The following is a 21,915-nucleotide window of genomic DNA, read 5'->3' on the forward strand; positions in this document are numbered from 1 at the left end:
GCACGGGTTGCGGTGGGCCGACCGCAACCGCCCTGCTCGGCGCGGCCCCCAGCGAAGGAGTTGACATGCGCACGAAACGAAGACTGGCCGCCGTGATCGGGGCAGGGCTCGCTCCCTTCCTCGCGGTGAGCCTCCCGGCCGCCACGGCCGGCGCGCACGGCTACGTCTCGGCACCCATGAGCCGCCAGGCCCAGTGCGCCGCGGGAATCGTCGACTGCGGCCCCATCAAGTACGAGCCCCAGAGCGTCGAGGGGCCGAAGGGCCTGCACAGTTGCAGTGGCGGCAACGCGGACTTCGCCGAACTCGACGACGACAGCAAGCCCTGGCGCGCCACCGATGTCGGCAGCTCGACCACCTTCACGTGGAACTTCACGGCCCGTCACGCCACCAGCAACTGGCAGTACTTCATCGGCGGCACCAAGGTGGCGCAGTTCGACGGCGGCGGTGCCCAGCCCCCCGCGACCGTCAGCCACCAGGTGGACTTCGGCGGCTTCACCGGCCGGCAGAAGGTGCTCGCGGTCTGGAACATCGCCGACACCGCCAACGCGTTCTACGCCTGCATCGACGTCAACATCGGCGGCTCGGGCAACCCCGGTGACCCGGGCAACCCGGGCGACCCGGGCGACCCGGGCGACCCGGACCAGTGCACCTCGCCGACCTGGGACTCGGCCGCCATCTACACGGGCGGCGAGAAGGTCGCCTGGAAGGGCCACACCTGGCGGGCGAAGTGGTGGGTGCAGGGCCAGGAGCCCGGGGCCGCCGACCAGTGGGGCCCCTGGGACGATCTCGGCGCCTGCACGACGGCGTAGCGCCGCCGAGACCCCTCGCGCTCGTCGCGCGCCCCGCCCGGTCGGCAGTTGTTGCGGCGGGGCGCGCACCAGGGGTCCTGGTCCGCGTCCGCGAGCAGGCCGGAACCGCGGGCCAGGACTGGGTGTCCGGCACCCCCTTCACCGACCCCGGCAGCGGAACTCGGGCCGGTCGGCGTACTCGGGCAGGATCACCTTGACCGCGGCCGGCTCGCCCGTCTCGGCGCGGCCGAGGTGGACCACGCCCATGCCGCCGGCGCCGGGCCGGGTCGGAGGGGGTGAGCTTCTCGGTCATCGGCGCTCGCCCTTCGTGCCGGTGCGCGGCTCCGGCCTGTCCCGCTCGATCGCGGCGCCGGTCCGGGCGGCTCGCCGCCACCCGAGGTACAGCCGGCCAGTGCCAGACCGCACACCGCGGCGGTGACGGCGAGGCGCACCGCTTCCATGATCACGACCACCCATCCCCCCGGCAGACCGGTCCACCCCCGCGTCCGCCGTGATCCTGCCCGGCGGCCGGCAGGACGACGGCGAGGACCTGGCCGTGGACACCGCCAAGCCGGCCGCCGCGACCAGCACGGCCACCGTCACCATCACCGTGCGCTGACGGCGCCGGGCACCGGACACGGGCGGGCGCTCCCCGTTAGCCCGTGGGAATGATTCACCGGCGCCACAGGGTGAACCGTGCGTGGTGGCTCCGCGCCGACGAAAGCGGCCGGCGCGGGGCCGTTAGCGTCGGCTCCCGTGCCCCTGAGCTATGCATTCGTGAACCTCAAGCCCGGAGTGGGGAAAACGACCAGCGCCGTCTGGTTGGCCCACGCACTGCACGCATCGGGCCTCGCTCCGTTGCTCGTGGACAGTGATCCCGCGTCCTCGGCGCTGCGCTGGAGCGAACTGGCGGGCGGTTTCCCGTTTCCCGTGCTCGCCCTTCCGGTGGGCGACGTGCATCGGCGGGTGAACGACTTCCTCGACAACCGGCAGGCAGTGGTGTTCGACGCCCCGCAACTGGAGGACCACGCCCCCATCGCCCGGAGCATCATGAGGTACGCGAACGAGTGGATCGTGCCCGTGACACCGGCCCCCATCGAGCTCGACCGCATGGCACCCATCGACCGCGAGATGGACGACATGCAGTCCCTGCGGGCCCACCAGGCGCGCGCCGCCGTCCTGCTGAACCGCACGAACCGTCCCGACGCCACGCGCACCGGCCCCGACGCCGACGCCCGCGAGGCCCTCACCGAGCGGGGCTTCGACGTGCTGTCGACGCACATTCCGCGGCTCGACCTGTACGCCCAGTCGTTCGGCAGCCCCGTGGAGGCGAAGGGCACGGCGTACATGGACCTCGCCGAGGAGCTCATCAACCGTCAGGACAGGGTGTGAACCAGCGCAAGAACACCTACCGGGCCGCACTCCAGCGCCGGCCGGACACCCCCGCCTCCGCCCCGGCCGGAGCCTCCGCCCCCGCCCCGGCTCCCACGACTCTCACGCCGCTGGCCACCCGCTACATCAAGGTGGTCGTCGAACTGGATCCCGCCCTGCAACGTGACCTCGGCCAGTGGGTCGGCCAGCCCCTGTACGCACTCGTGCGCGCAGGGGCCGCCGTCCTGCGGCCCCTGAGACGGGACCGCTGAAGACAGCACCACCGACGTCCTCGCCGGCGGTCAGCTTCGCGGTGCAGGTGTCGCTTCCAGGAAGACGGGGTTGGTCAGGGCGGCCATCGGACCGAACATCAGCGCCTCACCCATGGTGTTGCCCTGCCCCGGGCTGCCGTCCGGCATCGGGTGACGCACCTCGGCGCGCACGTACGCCGCCAGCGAGGCGGTCGTCCGCCACACCACCGTGCCGGAACCGGAGGCGCCCACCGACTCCTGGTGCATCTGGCCCTCGTCGGTGATGAAGCGGACCGTGCCGTCGGGCACGCCCTGGACGTCGAGGCGGACGTCCACCGGTGCCTCGGCGGGAACGTTCAGCTTCTCGCCGATGCCGGCCTGTCTGCCGTGGCCGGTGGCGGTGAACGTCAGCGTGACGGCGGACGACTCCGCGATCCAGTTGCGGCCCGCGCGGATCCCCTCCATGAGGGAGTCCGTGGCCAGGTCGTCCGCGTGGACGACGTTGTGCGGCAGGCCGATGACCTGCGGATCGCTGTGCGCATCGCTGTTGCCCATGGCCGGCAGCCAGCGCTTGCCGGTGCGGACGGCCTCACCGAGCTTCTGGTCCCAGGTGCTGACCGCGTGCTCGTCGTCGTAGGTCCACGGTCCGGTCCACACCTCGGTGGCATCGGCGTCGTCGAAGCCGAACTTCCACTGGCAGGCCACGTACGCGCAGTACATGTGCGCGGGAACCACGAGTCCGCCACCGCGGTGCACCTGGCGCGCGAAGCGACCGAACGCGTCGTCGCGCGAGCGGTAGCGCCAGTCGATCCACTCGCCGGGCGGCAGGCCGAGGGCCAGCCAGTGGCCGTTGCGGGTGGTGACCTCCTCACCGGGAATGATCAGCAGGTCGGGACCGGCGTACTCGCCCCACACCGCGTGCGAGGCGGGCGTGTTGTGATCGGTGGAGACGATGAAGTCCAGTCCGGCGGCGCGCGCGCCGGACGCGACCTCGTTCGGCAGGCGCTTGCCGTCGGAGTAGACGGTGTGCAGGTGGCAGTCGCCCCGGTACCAGTCGCGGCCCCGCCCCTTGGCCCGCCGCGGCGGGTACTTGTTCACACGGGCGGGCCCGGGCTCGCCGTAGGTCAGCGTCACCTGGACCTGGTAGTGCATGCCCTGCGGCGCCACCTGATAGGGGCCGAGCACGATGTGCCAGGTTCCGGCGTCGACCGGGCCGGGCAGGTAGCCGGGGGTGGCGTCACTGTTGCTGATCTCGAACGAGGTCCGGAAACCACCGGACCAGCCGCGGAAGCCCCGCCCGCCCAGCGCGGTCCCCCGCTCGTCGAACACGCCGATGTCGCAGGAGTTGCCCGGTGTCCCGGCGGGGACGGCCGGCTTGTCGTACGCGTACGACACCGCGATCTTCCGTACGCCCTCGGGGACTTCGACAGGAAGGTAGACGAAGTCCGCTGCCCCGGTCTCCAGAAACCCGGTGACGGTCCGGGACACGTCGCCACCGGTCGGGGCGGTGCCGCCGGCGGAGCCGTCGGCCGCCTGCGCGAACGAGACCGGGGCAAGGGTGAGGGCGGCGGCGCCGGCCATCCCCGCGGTGAGCAGCCGCCGCCGTCCCGGTCCGGCCCCCGCGGCGTCGGTGCTCGTGGCACCGGTGTTCGTGGCGTCCGTGCTCGTGACGTCGGACGCGAGAAGCTCCGCGTTGTGCTCGCAATGTCCGTCAAGACACATGTGGTCCTCGGCAGGGTCGATGAGTGCGCGATGAGCGCACCTGAGGCCTTCAGACTCTGATCCGGCCGTGTGGACGGCGGATGATCCCGGAATGACGGCCTCGCGGCATGCGGGCATCGACCTGCCTCGACAGGGGCTGCGAAAGGGGGAACGCGGACGGGGGAACGCGGACGGGGCGCCGGCGTTCCGGGACTACGTGAGCTGCGCCTCGATCCACTGGATCGCGTCCGGCGTCACAGGGTCTGTGATGTCCGCGAACTCCCCGTGTTTCTCCAGGAATCCCTTGACGTAGGGGCAGACGGGGACGATCCGCTTGCCCGCACGGCGTACGTCGTCCAGGGCCTCGCCCACGAGCCGGGACGCCAGCCCCCGTCCTGCGAACTGCTCGAAGACCTTGGTGTGGTAGAAGACCCGTTGACGCTCGCCGCGGTCGCGGTAGGCGGTGAAGCCGGCTGTCGTGCCGTCCACCTCGATCTCGTACCGGGACCGGTCCGGGACGTGCCTGACGGTCGGGGCAGCCGGGTTCGTCATCGCGAGTCCTTCGCAGAGGAGACGGGGTTCTTGCGCGGGGTGAGGACGGAGTGGGGAAGCGCGGGGGCCGGAAGGCGGTCCCCGGGGTAGCCCTCGACCGTGCCGAAGCGGTCCGTGGCGTTCTGCCAGGCGTCGCGGGCCTGGACGATGTCCTCGTGGGTGCGGCCGATGAAGTTCCACCACATGACGATCTCCTCCTCGAAGGGGGGCCCGCCCAGCAGCACCGTTCGTGCGGGTTCCGGCCCCTCGTTCGCGAGGGTGAGCGTCCTGTGGCCGGGGGCGGCGTATCCGAGCTCCGTCGGCGCCAGGGCCGTACCGTTCATGCGGACGTCGCCGGTGTCCACGAGGACTCCGTGCTCGAACTCAGGTTCGATGTCGAAGGTCACGGCCGCGCCGGGATCCACCGACACTTCGGCGCCGAGGAGCGGCGTGAAGGTGCGTACGGGAGAGGTGTCGCCGGCCAGGGAGCCGAGGAAGACCCGGGCGCGGCCACCGTGCAGCGGCACCGGGGTCGGTGCATAGTGCTGGAAGTCCCGTTCGGCGTTGCGGTGCGCGTCGGGCAGCGCCACCCACAACTGCACTCCGTGCAGCGTCGTCGTACGGGCCGTCGACACCTCCGAGTGGCTGATCCCGAAGCCGCCCGTCATGAGATTGAGTTCGCCGGGCCGGACGTAGGCGTGGCTGCCCAGGCTGTCGCGGTGCTCGATCTCCCCGCTGAAGAGCCAGCTCACCGTCTGGAGCCCGGTGTGCGGGTGCGGGGCCACGTCCATTCCCCCCGTACGGGAGACGTCGTCGGGGCCGTAGTGGTCGGCGAAGCACCAGGCTCCGATGAGGGTCCGGGCCCGCTGGGGCAGCGTGCGCCGTACCGGCATCGCCCGGGGGCCGCCGAGCGGGACCTGCCGGGCCGTGAGCACCTCGACGGCGGCGGAACGGTCGCCGGCGGAGCTCCCGCCCGACCTCGGACCGGCGGGACGGGCTTCAGCGCTACTCACGGTTCCGGACCTCCGCACGAGGAAATGTTCGACATTCAACATTCACTCGCCGATGATAAGCCGGAGAAAAGGTGATCGCTCGACCAAGGAGATCATGTGACAGAGACGACAGCGGTGGGCCCCGACAGCCGGGTCTTCGTCGACAAGCAGAGCCCGGCCGCGTACCGGGCGCTGGCCGCCACCGCGGAGACCGTGAAAGGCGTGGCGGCGACGGCAGGACTGGACCGCATCACCGTCGAACTGATCAACCTGCGCGTGTCCCAGCTCAACGCCTGCGCCTACTGCCTCAGTCTGCATACCCGCGCGGCCCTGCGGGCGGGCGAGAGCACCCAGCGGCTGGGAGTCCTGGCGGCCTGGCGCGACACCGAGCTGTTCAGCCCCCGGGAACGCGCGGCCCTCGCCCTCGCCGAGGCCACCACACATCCCGCGGACGCCGCCGCTCAGGCCGCGGCCTACGCGGACGCCCGGTCGGCGCTGTCCGACGACGAGATCTCCGCGGTGATCTGGGTCGCGATCACCATCAACGCCTTCAACCGGGTTTCCGTGATGAGCAAGCACCCGGTGCGGAGCAGTTCCGTGATCGATCCGAAGTGACGTGGCTCGGCCATGGCCGCACCCCGGCAGGGGCAGCGCCGCCGCCCGTGGCCGCCCCGGGGGGGCCGGCCACGGGCGGCGGCTGGGACCCTTCGGGCCCGCCACGGGCAACAACCGCACGCGTCAGCTGTGCGAGCCCCACCAGGTGTAGCGTGCGGGCTCGATGTTCGGGTCGGCCACGTACTGCGAGGTGGTGTAGACCGCGTCTCCGTTGGCGGAGGTACGGAGCAGGTTTCCGTTGAAGTTCTCCAGCACGTGGTAGTCGTTGCTCCAGAACTGACCGCCGGCGCTGCCGCACGGGCTCATCCAGACAGCGTTGGCATTGGTCTTGTTGTCCGTGGTGAGGCAGTCGCCGTTGGCCCGGCTCACCAGGCGGCGGAACACCTGGCCGTCGACATTGGTGACCGATTCGGCGCCGTAGTACCAATTACGGGTGTCGAGCGAGTCGTTGCAGCTGTCCGACCAGACCTTGTCGCTCACGGTCGACGAGACGAGGCAGTTGCCCTCGTAGTCGTTCATGAACGTCCAGTACGTCGTGGCCGACGCGGTGGACATGGCGCCCGCGACGGCGAGCACGAGGGCGGCGAGTACCGTGGGCACGGTCAGTCTCAGCGTTCTCGGAGATTTCATGATCGCGAGGATCGAGCACGGAGAAGATCCGCATGCGAACAAGGAGTGAACGTGTCATGTCCACTCCACCACCTACAAGCCCAGGTCGCTCAGCCCTGGGTGGTCGTCGGGACGACGCCCCAGGGGCCAGTGGTACTTGCGTTCCTCTTCCTTGATGGGGAGGTCGTTGATGGATGCCAGGCGGACTCGCATCAGGCCCTCGTCGTCGAACTCCCAGTTCTCGTTCCCGTAGGAGCGGAACCAGTTGCCCGAGTCGTCATGGCACTCGTAAGCGAAGCGCACGGCGATGCGGTTCCCTTCGAAGGCCCACAGCTCCTTGATGAGCCGGTAGTCCAGCTCTCTGGCCCACTTCCGGGTGAGGAAGGAGACGATCTCCTCACGTCCGTCGATGAATTCGGCGCGGTTGCGCCAGCGGCTGTCGACCGTGTAGGCGAGGGAAACACGTTCGGGGTCCCGGGTGTTCCACGCGTCCTCGGCGAGGCGGACCTTCTCGATCGCGCTCTCCCGGGTGAAGGGGGGAGCAGGAGGCTTCGCGGCCATGAGTTCTCCCGGAGCATCGCAGTGTCAAGTGCCAGTGTCCGCCTCCAGCTATACACCGCACACGTGAGCCCGTGCGCGCAGGCACGAGCGAGCAGCAGGCGCCGCGCGGTGAGCGGCACCTGGGGATCGGTGCGCCCCGCCGGGACGCACCGGCAGACGTCAGATGCCCGTTCTTCATACTTTGAAGCGACGCCCGGGCGCTCCGCGGTCTCCCGGTGCCCTGCACATACTCTGCGTCGCATGGTTTCTCAACGGGTCCATGAAGTGCTTCCCGAGTGGGAGGCATTCGTTCGTGCCGTGCAGGCTCGGCGGCCCGACTCGGGTACGTGGTGTGAGGCCTGGACCGCCCGGGACATCCTGATTCACCAGGCTGGAAACGCCGAGGAACTCGCGCGGGTTCTCGCGGCCCGGCTGGCCGGGAATCCCGTCGGGACTCGTGGTTTTGAACGCGAGGATCCGTACAGGCAGCTGTCCGACGCGGAACTGTGGGCCGCGTTCGTGGCGCGATGCGAGGAGCTCGCGGAGGTCACGCAGACGGCTGCCACCGACCTGCCCGCCGGCACCGAGGTCGAGTGGACGGGCAGGACCGTCAAGGTTCCCTTCTTCGCGGAGCACATGCGGGAGGAGCTCATCCTCCACCGCTGGGATGTCACGGGGGACGACTCGACGGCGCGTGAGGCTCTTTCCCACTCCTGGATGACGGAGCACAGTGTCCGCGAGGTGGGCAAGCCCCCTCCTGCGACTCGGCGCTTCCCTGCGGGGCCTCGGGCCGGACGAGCGGATCGAAGGGCGGCTGCGCTCACCCGGAACCGACGACATCGTCGTCGCGGCCGACCGGACCGGCGTACACATCGGATTTGACGCGCCGACAGGCCCGGCCACGATCGAGAGCGATCCGGCCACCCGAAATCTGCTGCTGTGGGACCGGCGCCCTGCCGATCCGTCACGCCGGCACAGCGACGCGGGCCCCGAAGAGCTGAACAAGGTACGGAATCTGCTCGTCGGCTACAGACCCGAGATGCCGGTCTCCTCGAAGTAGGGCTTCGGGGAGCCGGGCCGCGCCCGCCGGGGCACATCGTGGTTCCTGATCGCCTGCGCGGACCGACCGTGCCCGCGCCGCCGGAACCACCGGCCTGACGCGCTCGGCCCAGGGCTGCTGTCCGCATGTCAAGCAGCGACTCGCCGACAATCTGCGGTGCTCGGCTGCCGCGAAGAGTGAGCGGGCGTCAGAAGATCACCTTTAAGGCCTAATTGCCATTCAATCCGACTGGAGGACCAGGGGATTTGACGGGCGATCGACCCGTCAGGCATCCCGCCTGAGGGCTCGCCAGGTACCCCGATCGGCCCCGGAAACCAGCCCGCCCGATACGCCCGATATGACAGCCATGTGAGCTGTCAGTACGTTCGATCATGCGTCGGCTGCACAGCCGATCCCTCTCTCCGAGTCGAGACAGGAGAAGCGACATGATCATGACCCGCTCCAACGCAATCACCGCGGCCGTCGCAGCCGCGGCGGCCCTGGCCGCGACCGGCATCACCTACGCCACCGCAGCCCCCGCGCCCCAGGCCGCCCCGGCCGCCGCGGCCCAGCAGGCCCCCGCCCAGCTCCCCATGGACGGTGGCACCCAGAACGGCAACGGGGGCAAGGGCAACGAGGGCAACGACCACGGCGGCAACGACCACGGCGGCAACGACCACGGCCGCGGCGGCCGGGACTTCGACAAGGGCTGGATCCACATCAACGAGCGGTCCTTCTCGGCCCACACCAGGGGCTGCGCCGTCATCGTCAGCGGCCTGGGCTCCACCAGCCTGAACATCCGCAACGACAGCCGCAAGACCATCGAGGTCTTCCGCGGGCTCACCTGCGACAACGGCGCCCCCATCGCCACCGTCGGCCCCCACAGCACCAGCTTCGGCGTGTTCCCCAAGCACGTCAAGGGAGTGCACGTCAAGGACGGAGTCGTCGGCAGCTTCCGGGTCATCGACCGCCACGACGACGACTACGACGGCGGCTACGGCGGCGGCTACGGCGGCGACAAGGACGACGACTGAACGCGCACCTCGCCGACGACGCAGAACCCCGGCCCGCCGTAATCGGGCCGGGGCCCTGCAACCAGGCGCACGACACGGAATCCCGGCCTGCCGTAATCGGGCCGGGATTCCCGTCCGGGCCCCGGTCCACGAGCACCCGTTCGACATGCCCGCGGTCGGCGGCGGCCCGACAGCTCACGCGCCCGCGAACGCCATCCTAGAACCGGACCGCGGGCACGGCGCACCAGCCCCGACGGCCGTCCTCCCGCCGCACCGGCTCCCCGGCCGGCCGACTGCTTCTGGAAAACGCCCCGTTGGCCCTTGACCCGAGCGACGGCAGCCGTCTCTCACCGGCCGGCGAGCACACCCGGACGAGTGACGGCACGGGTGCCGGATGCGGCAACGTCGCCGCCGCCCTGGACGCCCGGAAGCCGGCTCACCTCCGCTGCCTCATGATCCCGTCGGCCGCTGCTCGTGGCTGCCGTAGGGCCGTGTGATGATCTCCATCCCGTGCCCGGCCGGATCCATGAAGTACAGACCGCGCCCGCCGTGGTGGTGGTTGATCTCCCCGGGCTGCTTCAGCCGCGGATCGGCGTAGTACGTGATCCCGGCCTCCCGCAGCCGCGCGAAGGCCGCGTCGAACTCCTCGTCGGAGACGAGGAACGCGTAGTGCTGCGTGACGATCGACTCCGCCGGGATGGCGGCGAAGTCCAGGGTGACCCCGTTGCCGGTGGCCACGGGGACGAACGGGCCCCACTCGGTCCCGACCTCGAGCCCCAGGATGTGCGCCAGGAACTCGGCCGACTCCCGGTTGTCCCGGGCATGGACGATGGTGTGATTCAACTCGACTGACATATGTGGAATGCCTCCGCAAGGCAATCTCACGGGCACCTCCATGCCTCACCCAGCCGGTGACCGACACGCGATGCCGTGCCCGTGATCCTACGCAGCACCCGCTCATGGCGTCGAGGCCGCTCACCCGGCCTTGTACAGCTGCCCCGCGTCGGGCCGGGGAGCCGGCCGGTGCCGGGCGGCGGGGCCCTCGGCGAAGGCGCGCAGCAGGTTCTCGGTGGTGCGGGTGACGAAGGCGCGGGTGCGGCTGTCCATGCCGTGGTCGCGGCCCCCGTCGGGGGTTCCGGCCTTGAGCGCCTCCACCCACCGCATCGTGCCCGTCGCGAAGACCCCGGCCCCGCCGGGTGCCGTGTAGTAGGCGGAGTCGCTGTGGCTGCGGGTGCCGGAGCACACCAGCGGCGAGTGCGCGGTGACCTCCAGGGGACCCGGTCCGGGGACGGGCGCGCCGGGGGTGACCCGGTCGTACTCCACCCCGACCAGGTGGTCGAAGCTCTCGCCGGGGCGGACTCCCGTGCCCTCGTACAGCCAGTGGTCCGCGGCGTGCACCACGTAGGGGGCGTCCACCGGGTAGCCCTCGTACAGCACTCCGGTCAGCGACGACTCCGGGTCGGCGCCCGGGCCCTGCCGGAAGTCGGTGGTGACCAGGGCCGGGCGGGACGGATAGCACGGGTCGGCGCGGTAGGAGGACTTGTAGCAGACCACGGTGCGCTCCGGCCCCGCCTCACCGGTCTCCAGGCGGACCCGGCGGAAGCAGGCGTTGGCGCCGAGGAACGCCACGTTGGTGCCCGCGTCCCGGGCCGCGGTGACGTACCGTCGCTGCTCGGGCGTCCAGTACTCGTCGTGCCCCAGGCAGACCACCACGTTGGCGCCGTGCAGCACCCCCGGGTCGTGGTGCACGTCGGTCCCGGTGGTGTACGCCAGGGGTATGCCGAGTCGTTCGGCCAGGACCACGGCGGCCCATTCGTACACCAGGAACTTCTCGGCGCCGTTCGCGTCGTAGGGCCGGTCGAAGCTGACGGCGAGGGAGCGGGTCTCGTACGCGCCGGAGGCACCGGCGTAGAGGCTGTAGCCGCCCCACCGGTTGTACGCCTGCCAGGTGGCCGGGGCGTGCAGCAGCACGGTGCGACCGGTGCCGTGCGTGGAGCGCACGATCAGCGGCACGTACCGCTGGTGGCCGCTGTCGGCGTCGAGCCGGATCAGGTAGGCGCCCTCGGGCCAGCCCTCCGTGGCCACGGTCAGCGTGCGCGGCCAGTCCGCGCGGACCGTGCGTGTGGCGGACGCCGGCCGGCCGCCGGGCCGGGCGTGTCCCGCGACGGGGCCGGAGCGCCAGACGAGCCGGGCGAGTGCCCCGCCGTACCAGCCGACGCGGAACGCCGACACGCGGAAGGACGACGCGGTCGTGGACACGTGCAGACCGCACTCCTGACCGGGCGTGACACTGACCCGGTCGGTGTAGCCGGCCACCGCGTCCGGTGTGCCGAGAGAGCCGATCCGCCAGGCGAGGGTGCCCGGCCGGTCCCGCTCCGCCTCCGGGCGCCGGCTCTGCGGCGCGGGGCGCCGGTTGCTCGCGGTCGGGCCGTCGCAGGCGGTCGCGGCGGCCAGTCCGGCGCCGGCGCACAGACCGAGGAAACTCCTGCGCGCCGGACCCGGACCGTGCGCGTTCCCCGGCGCGGTGTGCTCCTGTGTCTCCCGTGGGCTCACATCGCCTCCCTGGGGGTGACCGGCCCTCCCCGTGGTGTCGACGCGCCTTCGACGACGGTAGCCGCCTCGGCGATGGGCCGCACGGCGACGGGTGGCAGGGCGCGTCACCACCTGGCGCGCACGGCGATCCTGGAGGGAGCCGGCGCGCCCGACCGGTGTGTCAGCGGCCCGTCGCCAGGGTCACCCCGCCCGTCGCCTCCAGGACCACACCGGTCACGAAGCCGTTGGCCGCGAACATGTGGATCGCGCGGGCGACGTCCTCGGGGCGGCCGATCCGGCCCACGGGGGTGACGGCCGCGAAGCCGTCGAAGAGGGCCTGACGCTGCTCGGCCGGCACGGAGTCCCACCAGGGCGTGTCGATGACGCCCGGGGAGACGGCGTTGACCCGCAGGGGCGCCAGCTCCACCGCGAGCGGCCCGACCATCGCCTCCAGGGCGCCGTTGATCGCCGCGAGGCCGGCCGTGCCGGGCAGGGCGGCGCGGGCGGAGCCGGCGGTGACGAGTGTGACCGAGCCGTCGCGGCGCAGGGCCGGCAGCGCCGCCTGGAGGGCGTGCGCGTGCGGCCAGAACTTGCCGTCGAAGCCCTCCGCCAGCTCCGCGAGGTCCAGTTCGGCGAAGGGGCCGCCGCCCTTGGCGCCGCTGAGCGCGATCACCAGGTGGTCGATACGGCCGGACTCGGCGAAGAAGGCGTCCATCGCCGGGCGGTCGCAGGCGTCCAGGCGGTACGTCGTCACCTTGCCGCCGATGCGGGACGCGGCCGCGTCGAGCCGGTCCTGGCGACGGCCCGTGATGATCACCTCCGCGTCGTCCGCCGCGAAGAAGGCGGCGGACGCCTCGCCGATGCCGGAGCTGCCGCCCATGACGACGACGCGCTGTCCGGCCAGGGCGTTCAAAGGGGCGTTCGGGGTGCTCATGAGTGGCTTCTCTCCTGATGCGTCACCGGGTTCCGACGTCTTGTCGAGAACATCGGTCTCGTTAAATGATTGCCGAGACCGCTAGTCTCGTCAAGCGTTTCCCGTGGGGGACCGCGGAGGACGGACGGAACTCGGCCGGGAACCTGGGTTCGAAAACCTGAGAGAGGATGTGCCTGTGGACACCAAGGAACCGCGCCCGCACACCGGCCGGCGGCGCAACGAGGCCGCCCGCCGGGCGATCCTCGACGCCGCCCTGGACCTGCTCGCGGACGCCGACGGCGCCCCGGTGAGTGTGGAGACCATCGCGCGCGCCGCCGGAGTCGGGAAGCAGACGCTGTACCGGTGGTGGCCGTCCAAGGGCGCCGTCCTGCTGGAGGCGCTCACCGACCGCGCCGCGCAGGACGTACCCGCACCGGACACCGGCAGCCTGCGCGGCGACCTGCGGGCGCTGGCCACGGCCACGTTCGACGCGTCCCAGCGCCCGCCGTCCGCGCCGGCGCTGCGCACCCTCGTCCGGGAGGCGGCCCGCGACCCTCATCTGGCCGAACTGATGCGGACGTTCACGGAGCAGCGCCGGGCAGCCGTGCGCCAGATCCTCGCACGCGGCCGGGACCGCCGCGAACTCCCGGCCGACCGGGACATCGACCTCCTCGTCGACCAGTTCTACGGCTTCTTCTGGTACCGCTTCCTGCTGGGCCACGCGCCGTTGGACGCGGCCACCGCGGAGGAGATCACGGACTCACTGCTCCGCTAGGTCCTGTCGTCACATTCCCGTCGTCCGCCCGCGGGGCGGCCTCGCGGCGTCAGGCGCGTGCTCTGGGGGTCCCCCCGGCCGAAGGCCGGGGGGAGTGCCGGGCCCTGACCCTCGTACTGGATGTACTCGGGTCCGGGCCCGGTGCGGCGAGTGGGGGCACCTCCCACGCCGTCAAGGCAGTGGGGAAGCGTGCACGGCGTCGCGGGGCAGGCGGGAATGTGACGACAGGGCCCAGGCTGTCCGGGCCGCAGGAGCATCCGGGACGACTGGTCCACGAGATCGCACAGGACGGGCAGGTACGTCTCGTGGCCGCCGAGTTCGTCCAGGATGCGGTGGGCCCGGTCGCGGAACTCGTCGATGTCCTTCTCGAGGCGCCGCAGGACCGCGGGCGTCCGCAGCAGACCGGAGAGCTCCGCGCGGGCGTGCGCGGAGGTGCTCGCCGCGCGGTGCAGGGCCACGACATGCTCCGTGGCATCGGGAGCCGCCTCTTCGACGGCACAGGCGAACAAGTGCGTCACGGTTCCGTTCAGGAGGTCCTCGTCGCGGCCGGAGAGGATGTCCTCCTGGTCGTTGAAGAGCTGCCACAGCACGCCGAACACGTCGCCGAACTCGCGCCACAGCGCCACGCGCGGCTCGTCCGCGCCCGCCAGTCGCGCCGCCATGACGGTGATCATGCTGAACGGGGCGCCCGACTTGCCGAGGTAGGTCTCGATCACCGAGGCGCGGGTGGCGGTGGCCGCCCGTCCGTGGAGGTCCTTCAGCTGGCCCTCGGCCGCGGCGACACAGCACTTGAGGATCTCGGCCGACAGGACGGGGCGCAGCGCCGGCGGAATCCTCTCCGACTGCACGACGAGAAGGGGCAGGGAGCTCCCCGCGACGAAGGTGGCGAGCAGCGCCGCGCTCTCGTCGAAATCGCCGGCGGTGCAGGTGCCCTGCGAGTCGGCGCGGTCGTCCAGGCAGCAGGCCGCGGTCCACCACAGCTCGTGCACGACGGCCAGCGGGACGGCCGGCCGGACGGTGCCCGTCTCGGCGGCGTGCACGATCAACGGCAGAACGGACAGCGGGTACTTGAAGGTGCGGTGCTCCAGGAGGCGGGCGACCGCAGCGCGAATCGAGGGTGCCGCCGGACCGAGCAGGTCGAGTGCGGCGCTCCTCTCCGCCTCGATCTGCGCGGCCGTCTGCCGATGCAGATCCTCGTATGACACCGCCGCCACCCGAGCTCCCCACTGATCGAGTCCAGTCGATGACCGATTCGATCACCCCGGTGGGTGAGGAGCTAGGGCGTATTTGCGCCAGGCTGTTCAGCCGGTGCTGATACTGCGGGTGGTTTCGACGGCGACGGCCCGGAGTTCGCCCGGACGACGAGTGCGGCGCTCATGCCGGCGGGCTCGATGCCCCGCTGCGGCACCGGGTGACGGTGCCGACCCCCGGACCAGCCGGCCACGGTGACGGCGCCGACGACCGGGCGCAGCGCCTGGCGGATCCTGCCGCCGGTCCACAGGGCGACGTCCGGGAACAGCGGTTCCATCAGGGTGTTGACGTCACCGCCCGTCGCGGTGGCGAAGAACCGCCGTACGGCGGCTTCGGAGCCAGGGGCCGGCGTAGGTCTCGGCGTCGGTGGCGGGTGGAGCGCAGTCGCTCCATGAGCAGGTTCGTCACGATCCGTGTCAGGCAGGCCTTGGGTCGGCCACCTGCGAGCGGTCGGCGGCCGACCACTTCAGCGGACTGACCCCGAGAGCCTGCGCCACCTGCGTGCGCGACAGGTTCAGCCCCTCGCGCAGGGCGCGCCGCTCCCCCGCCGCCGGCAGCGGCGACCTCCTGTCGGGCCCGGCCGGCAGGGCGTCGATCGCGTCGAAGTCCGTCATCGCGCGGCCTCCTCCCGCACTGCCCGGTCGGGCGGGGAGACGCGCCGGCCGGCCGCCCGGCGGCGGGTGTCCGGCAGTGCCTCGGCGGCCCGGGTCGGGCCGGCCATCAGGTCCAGCGCATCGATCCCGAAGTGCACCGCCACGGCGTCGCAGTCGTCGAGACTCCACGCGGCACCGCCCGACTGACGGCGGCTCACCTGCGCCTGGCTCACCCCCAGAGCGGCCGCGAGGTCGGTCTGCGACTCACCGGTGGCGTGCAGCAGCGCCGCCACCGCTGATCGGACACGTTCCGACAGAGTCATCCTCATGACGGCGAATTTAGCATCCAGAACACATGAATCATGCGTATCACGAATACCGGCAAGGCGGCGGTCAGTGATCCTTTCGCGCCCTACAACCTTTCGGAGCCGAGAACGGTCATGAAAGTCAGCGTTCAGATGCCGGCCATAGTGCCGTTACCTTCTGAAGGGGGGCTTGTGAAAGCACGAACGGTCCGAGCGGGTTTACCGGCAATGCGGAACCCCGAAGCATCCCGATTGATCAGTGCATACCGTCGGGTGGTACCGGTGGGCGCGCGGCGAGTGATCGCCGAGCACGTGGACACCGATCTGCGGGAGCAGTTCAAGTCGGGGATCGCCGCCATGACCGAGATGAGGGGGCAGTTACGACGCGGCCGCGTGGCCCGCCGCCACAGGCAACTGCTGGCGGCGCGGGACAGCCTGGTCGTCAGTGTGAACGGCAAGGTGCGCATCGCCCGTGTCATGCCGGAGGCCACGCCGCTTCGGGCCCGCAGATCCAATCTCGACGAGGTGGCGGCCGCGCTGCGCGCCGCGGGCGTCGACTACTTCTGCGTGCGCTCGCCGTCCGAGACCTCGGCCGCGGTCGCGGTCCGCGAGAAGGACCGGCAGGCCGTGTTCAGCGCACTGCGCGAGGCCTGCAGGGTCAGGCCGGGATACGTGGTGCCGGTGCGGGGGAACGCGGCCCGGAAGGAGTCCGCCGTGACCGGCCATGGTCCGGGGCAGTGGAAGCGCGTCTCCGGCTCGGACGTCTTCCGGTGCGCCTGGTACCGCACCGACCGCTCGGGCCGTCTGGTCCTGGGCCTGCGCTACGGCTGCGACATCGAGTTCTGGCGCCAGGAGGACGACCGGCTGGTCTCCCCGCGACGCAACGGGGTCGCGGAGTCCGTCCCGGCGGACGAGGCGGCGGTGGAGGCCGACGAGAGCCTGTTCACCGACCTCGCTCCCCTGCCCGAGGAGCGGGGTCCGACACCGGTGCGGACCCGCCGGGCCTTCGCCGTGGAAGCCGTGGGACGCCGCTCCTTCCCCGTCGACGCGGTCTACACATGGGTCGACGGCTCCGACCCGCACTGGCTGCGTCAGCGAGCCCGGTTCTCCGACCTGCCGTACCACGAAGAGGCGGCCAATGCCGCCCGATATCTCAGCAGGGACGAACTGCGCTACTCCCTGCGTTCACTCCATCTGTACGCGCCCTGGATACGCACGATATACCTGGTGACAGCCGATCAGACTCCGCAGTGGCTGAACACGGATCACCCACGCATCAAGGTGGTCAGCCACAAGGACATTTTCCGTGATCCCGAAGTCCTGCCGACGTTCAACTCACATGCCATAGAGAGCCAGCTCCACCACATCGAGGGGCTGTCGGAGCACTTCCTCTATTTCAATGACGACGTGATCCTCGGGCAGGAGATCCTGCCGCAGCACTTCTTCCTGCCCAATGGCCTGGGCAAGTTCTATCTCTCCCCGGCACTGGTTCCCTTCGGCGACCTGTCCGCCGAGGACCCGCCCGTGGCGGCGGCCGGCAAGAACAACCGCAGACTCATCGCCGAGCGTTTCGGCGACCACATCGTCCGGAAGATGAAGCACGTGCCCCACGCACTGCACCGCAGCATCCTGCGGGAGATCGAGACGGAGTTCCCCGAGGAGCACCGGCGCACCGCGGCGAACCGGTTCCGCGGCGTCGACGACATCTCCGTCGCCTCGTCCCTGCATCACTACTACGCGTTCCACGCCGGGCGTTCCTTCCCCGGGGAGGGACTGGTCTACCGGTACTGCGACGTCGGCAGACCAGGTGTGCAGCGGATGCTGGGCAGGCTGCTGGCCAACCGGGACGTGCACGTCTTCTGCCTGAACGACACCACCTCCACGCACGACGAACAGGGCCACCAGCAGAGCGTGATGTCCCGTTTCCTGGACGAGTACTTCCCCGTGCCCAGCCCCTTCGAGCGCGTGGCGGACAACGCATGAGGCAACTTCCCACCCCGCACAAGGTGATGCGCAAAGGCTACGAAACGCTGCGCTCGGCGCGGTCGTCCCTGGACGCTCTGGTTCTGGTGGGGCCGCGCACGGACGACTGGCCCCGCCTGAGCGCCCAGCACCTCTCCGTCCTGGACGGCCGGACCCTCAACGTCTGTGTCCGCCTGCCGCCCGGGGCATCGGTTCCTGCCCTGGTGCTGGGCTCGGGCTCTTCGTCATGTGCCGTTCCGCTGGCCCTCGTCCGGTGCGGCGACGGAGGGACCGAGGCCCGGGGCACCGTCCTCCTCGGCCTGCGGGAGGCGGACGCCGCGACGGCCGTGCCGGTGCCCGCGGGGGTGCACGCACGCCTTTTGAAGGAGGGCCAGTGGCCGCTGTCGGTCGCGTTCACCGACGCGTCCGGACAGGACCGCCGCCGCGCCCTGGCCAGGGCACCGCAGTTGATGCCCGACGGACCCACCGATCCGCAGCCGGTGCGCGAGGACGGTTCCTACTGCCGGCTCATCGCGTCGGGCACCGGCCGGGCCTACGTGTCCCTGGGCCGGGACGGCCTCCAGGCGGAGATCGTGTCCCTGACCATCGGCTGGTCCGAGCTGACCCTGGAGGGCCGCCTCCTCAACGCACCGGCGGAGGAGTGCCACGGCGGTGTCGAACTGGCCCGCAGGGGCGGCAGGACGACCCGCGTCGTCCCGGCCACCTGGCACGGCGACACGTTCGTGGGCTCGATCCAGGTGGCCGACTTCGGCGCCTTCGGCGACAAGGAGCGCATCTGGGACGTACGCCTGCACCGCGGGCGGCACAGACCACTGAAGATCTCACGGCGGCGGACCGACGTACGCAGCCCCGGAGACGTCTTCCGCATGCCGCACCGGCTGCTGACCGCGGAGGACGGCACCATGCTCCGCATCCACCCCTACTACACGCCCATCGGCAGCCTGGCATTCCGCGCCGCCCACCTCGCAACGGGACGTTGACACCAATGAAGATCACCTTTCTGCTCACCTGGGGCGACGAGATGGGCGGCACGGAGCAGGCCGTCTACACCCAGGCGACACACCTGGCGCCCCGGCACACCGTCGAGGTGGTCAGCGTGTTCAGGACGCGGGAGCGTCCCTTCTTCACCGTGGACGAGCGGGTCGCCGTGCGCTACCTGGTGGACCGCACGGGCCGGACGGAACGCCCGGTACGGCAGAGCGAACTGCGGGCCGAGGAGTGCCGTCGCCTGGCCGGCCTGCCGAGCGAGCTGATCAACCCGAGGTGGGAGGCCACCTTCGACGCCCTCTCCGACATCGAGATGCACCGCACCTTGCGGACCCTCGACACGGACGTCCTCGTCACCACGTCGCCCGCGCTCATGTCCGCCGCCGCCGATCTGGTGCCGTCCCGTGTGATCACGGTCCACCAGGAGCACCGCCCGTCGCAGCTGCGCGGGCCCACGGGCGAGCCGCTGCTGCCGCGGGCTCCCGAGTTCGACGCCGTCGTGGTGCTCACGGAGCGTACGAGGCAGTGGCTGGAGGAGTCGCTCGGCCAGGCGGCACCGCGTCTGGCGGCCATCCCGAACGCGATCCCCGAGGGTTTCCGCCCCCGCTCGAGCCTGACCGGCAAGAGCATCGTGATGCCCCGCCGGCTCGTCCCCGACAAGCAGGTCGACCACGCCATCGTCGCCTTCTCCAAGGCGCTGCCCCGGCACCCCGGCTGGCGGCTGCGCATCTTCGGCGACGGCCCGCAGATGTCCCGGCTGCGCAACCTGGTCCAAGGCCTCGGCCTGCACGAGTCCGTGGAGATCCTGGGCCCCAGCCGGCACATGACCGAGGAGTGGGCCAAGGCGAGCCTGACCATGCTGCCGTCACAGGACGGCGAGGCCTTCCCCCTCGTCCTCCTGGAGGCCTTCGCCGCCGGCGTGCCGGCCGTGGCCTACGACATCGTCACCGGCCCCGCGGAGATCATCCGGCACGGGGTCGACGGCCTGCTCGTCCCGCCCAACGACATCGACGGTCTCGCCGAAGCGATCTCCAAGCTGATGGAGAACGAGGAGCTCCTGTGCTCCTTCGGCGAGAAGGCCTACGAGGGATCGGCGCGCTTCGCCGCCGACGTGATCGTCGAGCAGTGGGAGGAGCTCTTCACCGACCTCGTCGGGCGGCGCGACTCCCCCGAGCGGCTGACCGAACGGGCGGACCGCATGGCCCACCGCCTCGCTCACGGCGGGGCGGGCCGCTTCCACCCCGCGGTCGCGGCGGACCGCACCGCACCGTCCTCCGGCGACCAGCGGGCCCGGGAGGTGGTCATCGGGGCGTCCCACCGCTCCCTCGTCCGGTCCGGCGGCAGACTGTCGGAGGTCCGTGACGACCTTCAGGCCGCGGACGTCATCCAGCGCAACTTCGAGACCGTCGTCACGGCACTGCGGGAGCACGGCATCCCCTTCGTGGTCCTGCGCGACAAGGACGACGCCCCGAGGTCCCGTGTGGCCGTGGACACCGAGCACCAGGTGCTGGTCCACAAGGCGCTGGCCGCGACGTACGAGGGCAAGGCGGTGTACGCGGAACTGCTCAAGCCCCGGACGCACGCCCCGGGGGTGCTCCTCGCCGAACGTCTCGAAGCCGTCGGGGAGGTCGCCGGTCTGCGCGTCTTCCGCCCTGTCGTGACCTCCAGCCGCACGCTGCGCTTCGGGCCCGCCTACGGCTGCGACGTGGAGTTCTGGCGCCGGGTGCCGGCGCAGGAGGGCGGGGACGAGCAGTTCGTCGCGCCGCTGCGCCCGAGCGCCGTGGGCCCCAAGCTGCCGTCTCTGACCGCCGATGCCACGCTGAGGGTGCGCGAGCGCGAATACCCGACGCTGGAACCGTTCACCAAGACGCTGGTGAACGACATCACCTTCCCGATCGACATCGTGTACACGTGGGTCGACGACTCCGACTCCCAGTGGCAGCAGCGGCGGGCCGAGCGACGCGAGGGCCTCGGGCTCGGGCCCGAGGCCCTGGGCGACGAATCCGCCAGGTTCCGCAACCGGGACGAGCTGCGCTACTCCTTGCGTTCGCTCGCCATGTTCGCCCCCTGGGTGCGGAAGATCTACGTGGTCACCGACGACCAGACCCCGAAGTGGCTGGACACCACGCACCCGGGCCTGGAGGTCGTGTCACACCGCGACATATTCTCCGACCCCGGCTACCTGCCGACCTTCAACTCCCACGCCATCGAGACGCAGTTGCACCACATCGACGGCCTGTCCGAGCACTTCCTGTACCTCAACGACGACGTCTTCATCGGCAGACCGCTCAGTGCCCAGAAGTTCTTCCTGCCGAACGGCATGAGCCGCTTCTTCTGGACCCCGACATCCGTACCGGTCGGCGAGCCGACCGAAGCGGACGAGGGCTACTTCGCCGCGGCCAAGAACAACCGCAGACTGCTTCAGGACCGCTTCGCGGTGACGGTGACCAACGGATTCGCGCATGCGCCGTGCCCACTCCGCAAGAGCGTACTGGAGCGGATCGAAGCGGACTTCGGCGAAGACGTGGCCCGTACGGCGGCGAACCCGGTGCGCGGCCGTCAGGACATCTCCATGGCGGCCTCCCTTCACCATCACTACGGCTATGTCACCGGCACCGCCGTGCCCAGCAGCATCCGCTGCGCCTACATCGACGTGGGCACCTACGCACGTCATCCGGAGCTGACCCGCCTGCTCACGATCCGCGGGCACGACGTCTTCTGTCTCGGCGAGTCCCAGGACGCCGAAGTCCCGGCCCAGGAACAGGCCCGCATCATCGCCTCGTTCCTGCCGGCGTACTTCCCGATCAGGAGCCCGTTCGAACGCTGAACGGGGGGACCGGTTCTCCGCGCTGACCGGACGGGCGGCCTCCGTCTCCGGGGCCGCTCGTCCGTCCGGATGGGGAACGGCTCAGCTCAGGCTGTACGCGGTGTACGAAGCCGCCGACCAGTCGGGTGCGCCCGCCGGCGGTGTCAGGGTGATCGTGAGGGCCTTCCTGCCGCGGGTGACGGCGGACGGGATCAGGCAGGTGTCGTCCAGCCGGCGGCGCTCGCCGTTGCGAACATCAGGGACCGGACGGGCGCCAGGGCGTGCCCGGACCCGGCGTGGGAGGCGACTCCCCGGAGGCG

20 protein-coding genes and 2 pseudogenes are annotated in these 21,915 nt (G+C 71.0%); 11 read left to right on the top strand and 11 right to left on the bottom strand.

Annotated elements, in window-relative coordinates; translation table 11 throughout:
- The first annotated feature begins 65 nt into the window (after window positions 1-65).
- From R2S09_RS14795 to R2S09_RS14805, 3 genes are all read left to right on the top strand, one after another.
- Complete coding sequence (locus R2S09_RS14795; protein WP_316741422.1) at window positions 66-809, top strand: lytic polysaccharide monooxygenase; 744 nt, start codon at window positions 66-68, stop codon at window positions 807-809.
- A 756-nt stretch (window positions 810-1,565) separates the two neighbouring features.
- On the top strand, window positions 1,566-2,180 hold the full coding sequence (locus R2S09_RS14800) for a ParA family protein (RefSeq protein ID WP_306189755.1): 615 nt from the start codon (window positions 1,566-1,568) through the stop codon (window positions 2,178-2,180).
- Window positions 2,177-2,431: a hypothetical protein gene (locus R2S09_RS14805; protein ID WP_306189721.1), complete on the top strand. Its 255-nt coding sequence runs from the start codon at window positions 2,177-2,179 to the stop codon at window positions 2,429-2,431. The genes R2S09_RS14800 and R2S09_RS14805 overlap by 4 nt, the downstream gene beginning before the upstream one ends.
- A gap of 30 nt (window positions 2,432-2,461) precedes the next feature.
- Here R2S09_RS14805 and R2S09_RS14810 read toward each other — a convergent pair whose 3' ends face one another.
- The 3 genes from R2S09_RS14810 to R2S09_RS14820 all read right to left on the bottom strand — a co-directional run bounded on the left by R2S09_RS14810 (window position 2,462) and on the right by R2S09_RS14820 (window position 5,655).
- Window positions 2,462-3,991, bottom strand: coding sequence for a CehA/McbA family metallohydrolase (locus tag R2S09_RS14810; RefSeq protein WP_316741461.1), 1,530 nt, complete (start codon window positions 3,989-3,991; stop codon window positions 2,462-2,464).
- 333 nt (window positions 3,992-4,324) lie between these two features.
- Window positions 4,325-4,663, bottom strand: coding sequence for a GNAT family N-acetyltransferase (locus R2S09_RS14815; RefSeq protein ID WP_316741424.1), 339 nt, complete (start codon window positions 4,661-4,663; stop codon window positions 4,325-4,327).
- Window positions 4,660-5,655 carry a pirin family protein gene (locus tag R2S09_RS14820; protein ID WP_399143948.1) on the bottom strand — a complete coding sequence of 332 codons (996 nt, stop codon included), beginning with the start codon at window positions 5,653-5,655 and terminating at the stop codon, window positions 4,660-4,662. The genes R2S09_RS14815 and R2S09_RS14820 overlap by 4 nt, the downstream gene beginning before the upstream one ends.
- Before the next feature lie 96 nt (window positions 5,656-5,751).
- Here R2S09_RS14820 and R2S09_RS14825 point away from each other — a divergent pair, with 96 nt between their 5' ends.
- Window positions 5,752-6,249: a carboxymuconolactone decarboxylase family protein gene (locus tag R2S09_RS14825; protein ID WP_306189723.1), complete on the top strand. Its 498-nt coding sequence runs from the start codon at window positions 5,752-5,754 to the stop codon at window positions 6,247-6,249.
- A 123-nt stretch (window positions 6,250-6,372) separates the two neighbouring features.
- On the opposite strand, the gene R2S09_RS14830 is transcribed toward R2S09_RS14825, so the two are convergent.
- Both R2S09_RS14830 and R2S09_RS14835 read right to left on the bottom strand, forming a co-directional pair.
- Complete coding sequence (locus R2S09_RS14830) at window positions 6,373-6,879, bottom strand: hypothetical protein (protein ID WP_306189724.1); 507 nt, start codon at window positions 6,877-6,879, stop codon at window positions 6,373-6,375.
- A gap of 72 nt (window positions 6,880-6,951) precedes the next feature.
- Window positions 6,952-7,419, bottom strand: coding sequence for a nuclear transport factor 2 family protein (locus R2S09_RS14835; RefSeq protein ID WP_306189725.1), 468 nt, complete (start codon window positions 7,417-7,419; stop codon window positions 6,952-6,954).
- A 240-nt stretch (window positions 7,420-7,659) separates the two neighbouring features.
- On the opposite strand from R2S09_RS14835, the pseudogene R2S09_RS40565 reads away from it, so the two are divergent.
- From R2S09_RS40565 to R2S09_RS14845, 3 genes and pseudogenes are all read left to right on the top strand, one after another.
- Window positions 7,660-8,058 (top strand): annotated as a pseudogene (locus R2S09_RS40565) (maleylpyruvate isomerase N-terminal domain-containing protein); the annotation flags it as partial.
- A gap of 70 nt (window positions 8,059-8,128) precedes the next feature.
- Window positions 8,129-8,458, top strand: a complete 330-nt coding sequence (locus R2S09_RS14840) for a hypothetical protein (protein ID WP_316741426.1) — start codon at window positions 8,129-8,131, stop codon at window positions 8,456-8,458.
- A gap of 425 nt (window positions 8,459-8,883) precedes the next feature.
- The gene (locus R2S09_RS14845; protein WP_306189727.1) at window positions 8,884-9,471 is read left to right on the top strand and encodes a hypothetical protein; all 588 of its coding nucleotides are present in this window, start codon (window positions 8,884-8,886) and stop codon (window positions 9,469-9,471) included.
- Window positions 9,472-9,900: 429 nt separating this feature from the next.
- On the opposite strand, the gene R2S09_RS14850 is transcribed toward R2S09_RS14845, so the two are convergent.
- From R2S09_RS14850 to R2S09_RS14860, 3 genes are all read right to left on the bottom strand, one after another.
- Window positions 9,901-10,305 (bottom strand): VOC family protein, encoded by a 405-nt coding sequence (locus R2S09_RS14850; protein WP_316741428.1) that lies wholly within the window; start codon window positions 10,303-10,305, stop codon window positions 9,901-9,903.
- A 120-nt stretch (window positions 10,306-10,425) separates the two neighbouring features.
- Window positions 10,426-12,003, bottom strand: a complete 1,578-nt coding sequence (locus R2S09_RS14855) for a N,N-dimethylformamidase beta subunit family domain-containing protein (RefSeq protein ID WP_316741430.1) — start codon at window positions 12,001-12,003, stop codon at window positions 10,426-10,428.
- Between the two features lie 160 nt (window positions 12,004-12,163).
- Complete coding sequence (locus R2S09_RS14860; RefSeq protein ID WP_306189730.1) at window positions 12,164-12,916, bottom strand: SDR family oxidoreductase; 753 nt, start codon at window positions 12,914-12,916, stop codon at window positions 12,164-12,166.
- A gap of 175 nt (window positions 12,917-13,091) precedes the next feature.
- Between R2S09_RS14860 and R2S09_RS14865 the strand changes: the two genes are divergently transcribed.
- Complete coding sequence (locus R2S09_RS14865; RefSeq protein ID WP_316741431.1) at window positions 13,092-13,670, top strand: TetR/AcrR family transcriptional regulator; 579 nt, start codon at window positions 13,092-13,094, stop codon at window positions 13,668-13,670.
- Here the strand turns inward: R2S09_RS14865 and R2S09_RS14870 are convergent.
- The 3 genes and pseudogenes from R2S09_RS14870 to R2S09_RS14880 form a co-directional block, all read right to left on the bottom strand.
- The gene (locus R2S09_RS14870; protein ID WP_316741433.1) at window positions 13,667-14,884 is read right to left on the bottom strand and encodes a polyprenyl synthetase family protein; all 1,218 of its coding nucleotides are present in this window, start codon (window positions 14,882-14,884) and stop codon (window positions 13,667-13,669) included. The two genes, R2S09_RS14865 and R2S09_RS14870, sit on opposite strands and share 4 nt — an antisense overlap.
- A 125-nt stretch (window positions 14,885-15,009) precedes the next feature.
- A pseudogene (locus R2S09_RS14875) lies at window positions 15,010-15,391 on the bottom strand (hypothetical protein); the annotation flags it as partial.
- Window positions 15,392-15,531: 140 nt separating this feature from the next.
- A complete protein-coding gene (locus R2S09_RS14880) occupies window positions 15,532-15,843 on the bottom strand; it encodes a helix-turn-helix transcriptional regulator (RefSeq protein WP_306189733.1) in 312 nt (103 codons plus the stop codon).
- A 204-nt stretch (window positions 15,844-16,047) separates the two neighbouring features.
- Between R2S09_RS14880 and R2S09_RS14885 the strand changes: the two genes are divergently transcribed.
- The 3 genes from R2S09_RS14885 to R2S09_RS14895 are packed head-to-tail and all read left to right on the top strand — an operon-like array spanning window position 16,048 to window position 21,616.
- Complete coding sequence (locus tag R2S09_RS14885; protein WP_316741434.1) at window positions 16,048-17,802, top strand: stealth family protein; 1,755 nt, start codon at window positions 16,048-16,050, stop codon at window positions 17,800-17,802.
- Window positions 17,799-18,782, top strand: coding sequence for a hypothetical protein (locus R2S09_RS14890; protein WP_316741435.1), 984 nt, complete (start codon window positions 17,799-17,801; stop codon window positions 18,780-18,782). The genes R2S09_RS14885 and R2S09_RS14890 overlap by 4 nt, the downstream gene beginning before the upstream one ends.
- A gap of 5 nt (window positions 18,783-18,787) precedes the next feature.
- Window positions 18,788-21,616, top strand: a complete 2,829-nt coding sequence (locus tag R2S09_RS14895) for a stealth conserved region 3 domain-containing protein (RefSeq protein ID WP_316741437.1) — start codon at window positions 18,788-18,790, stop codon at window positions 21,614-21,616.
- Window positions 21,617-21,915 lie beyond the last annotated feature (299 nt).

This window comes from Streptomyces sp. MK7 (assembly GCF_032658145.1).
Taxonomy (GTDB): Bacteria; Actinomycetota; Actinomycetes; order Streptomycetales; family Streptomycetaceae; genus Streptomyces; species Streptomyces spiralis.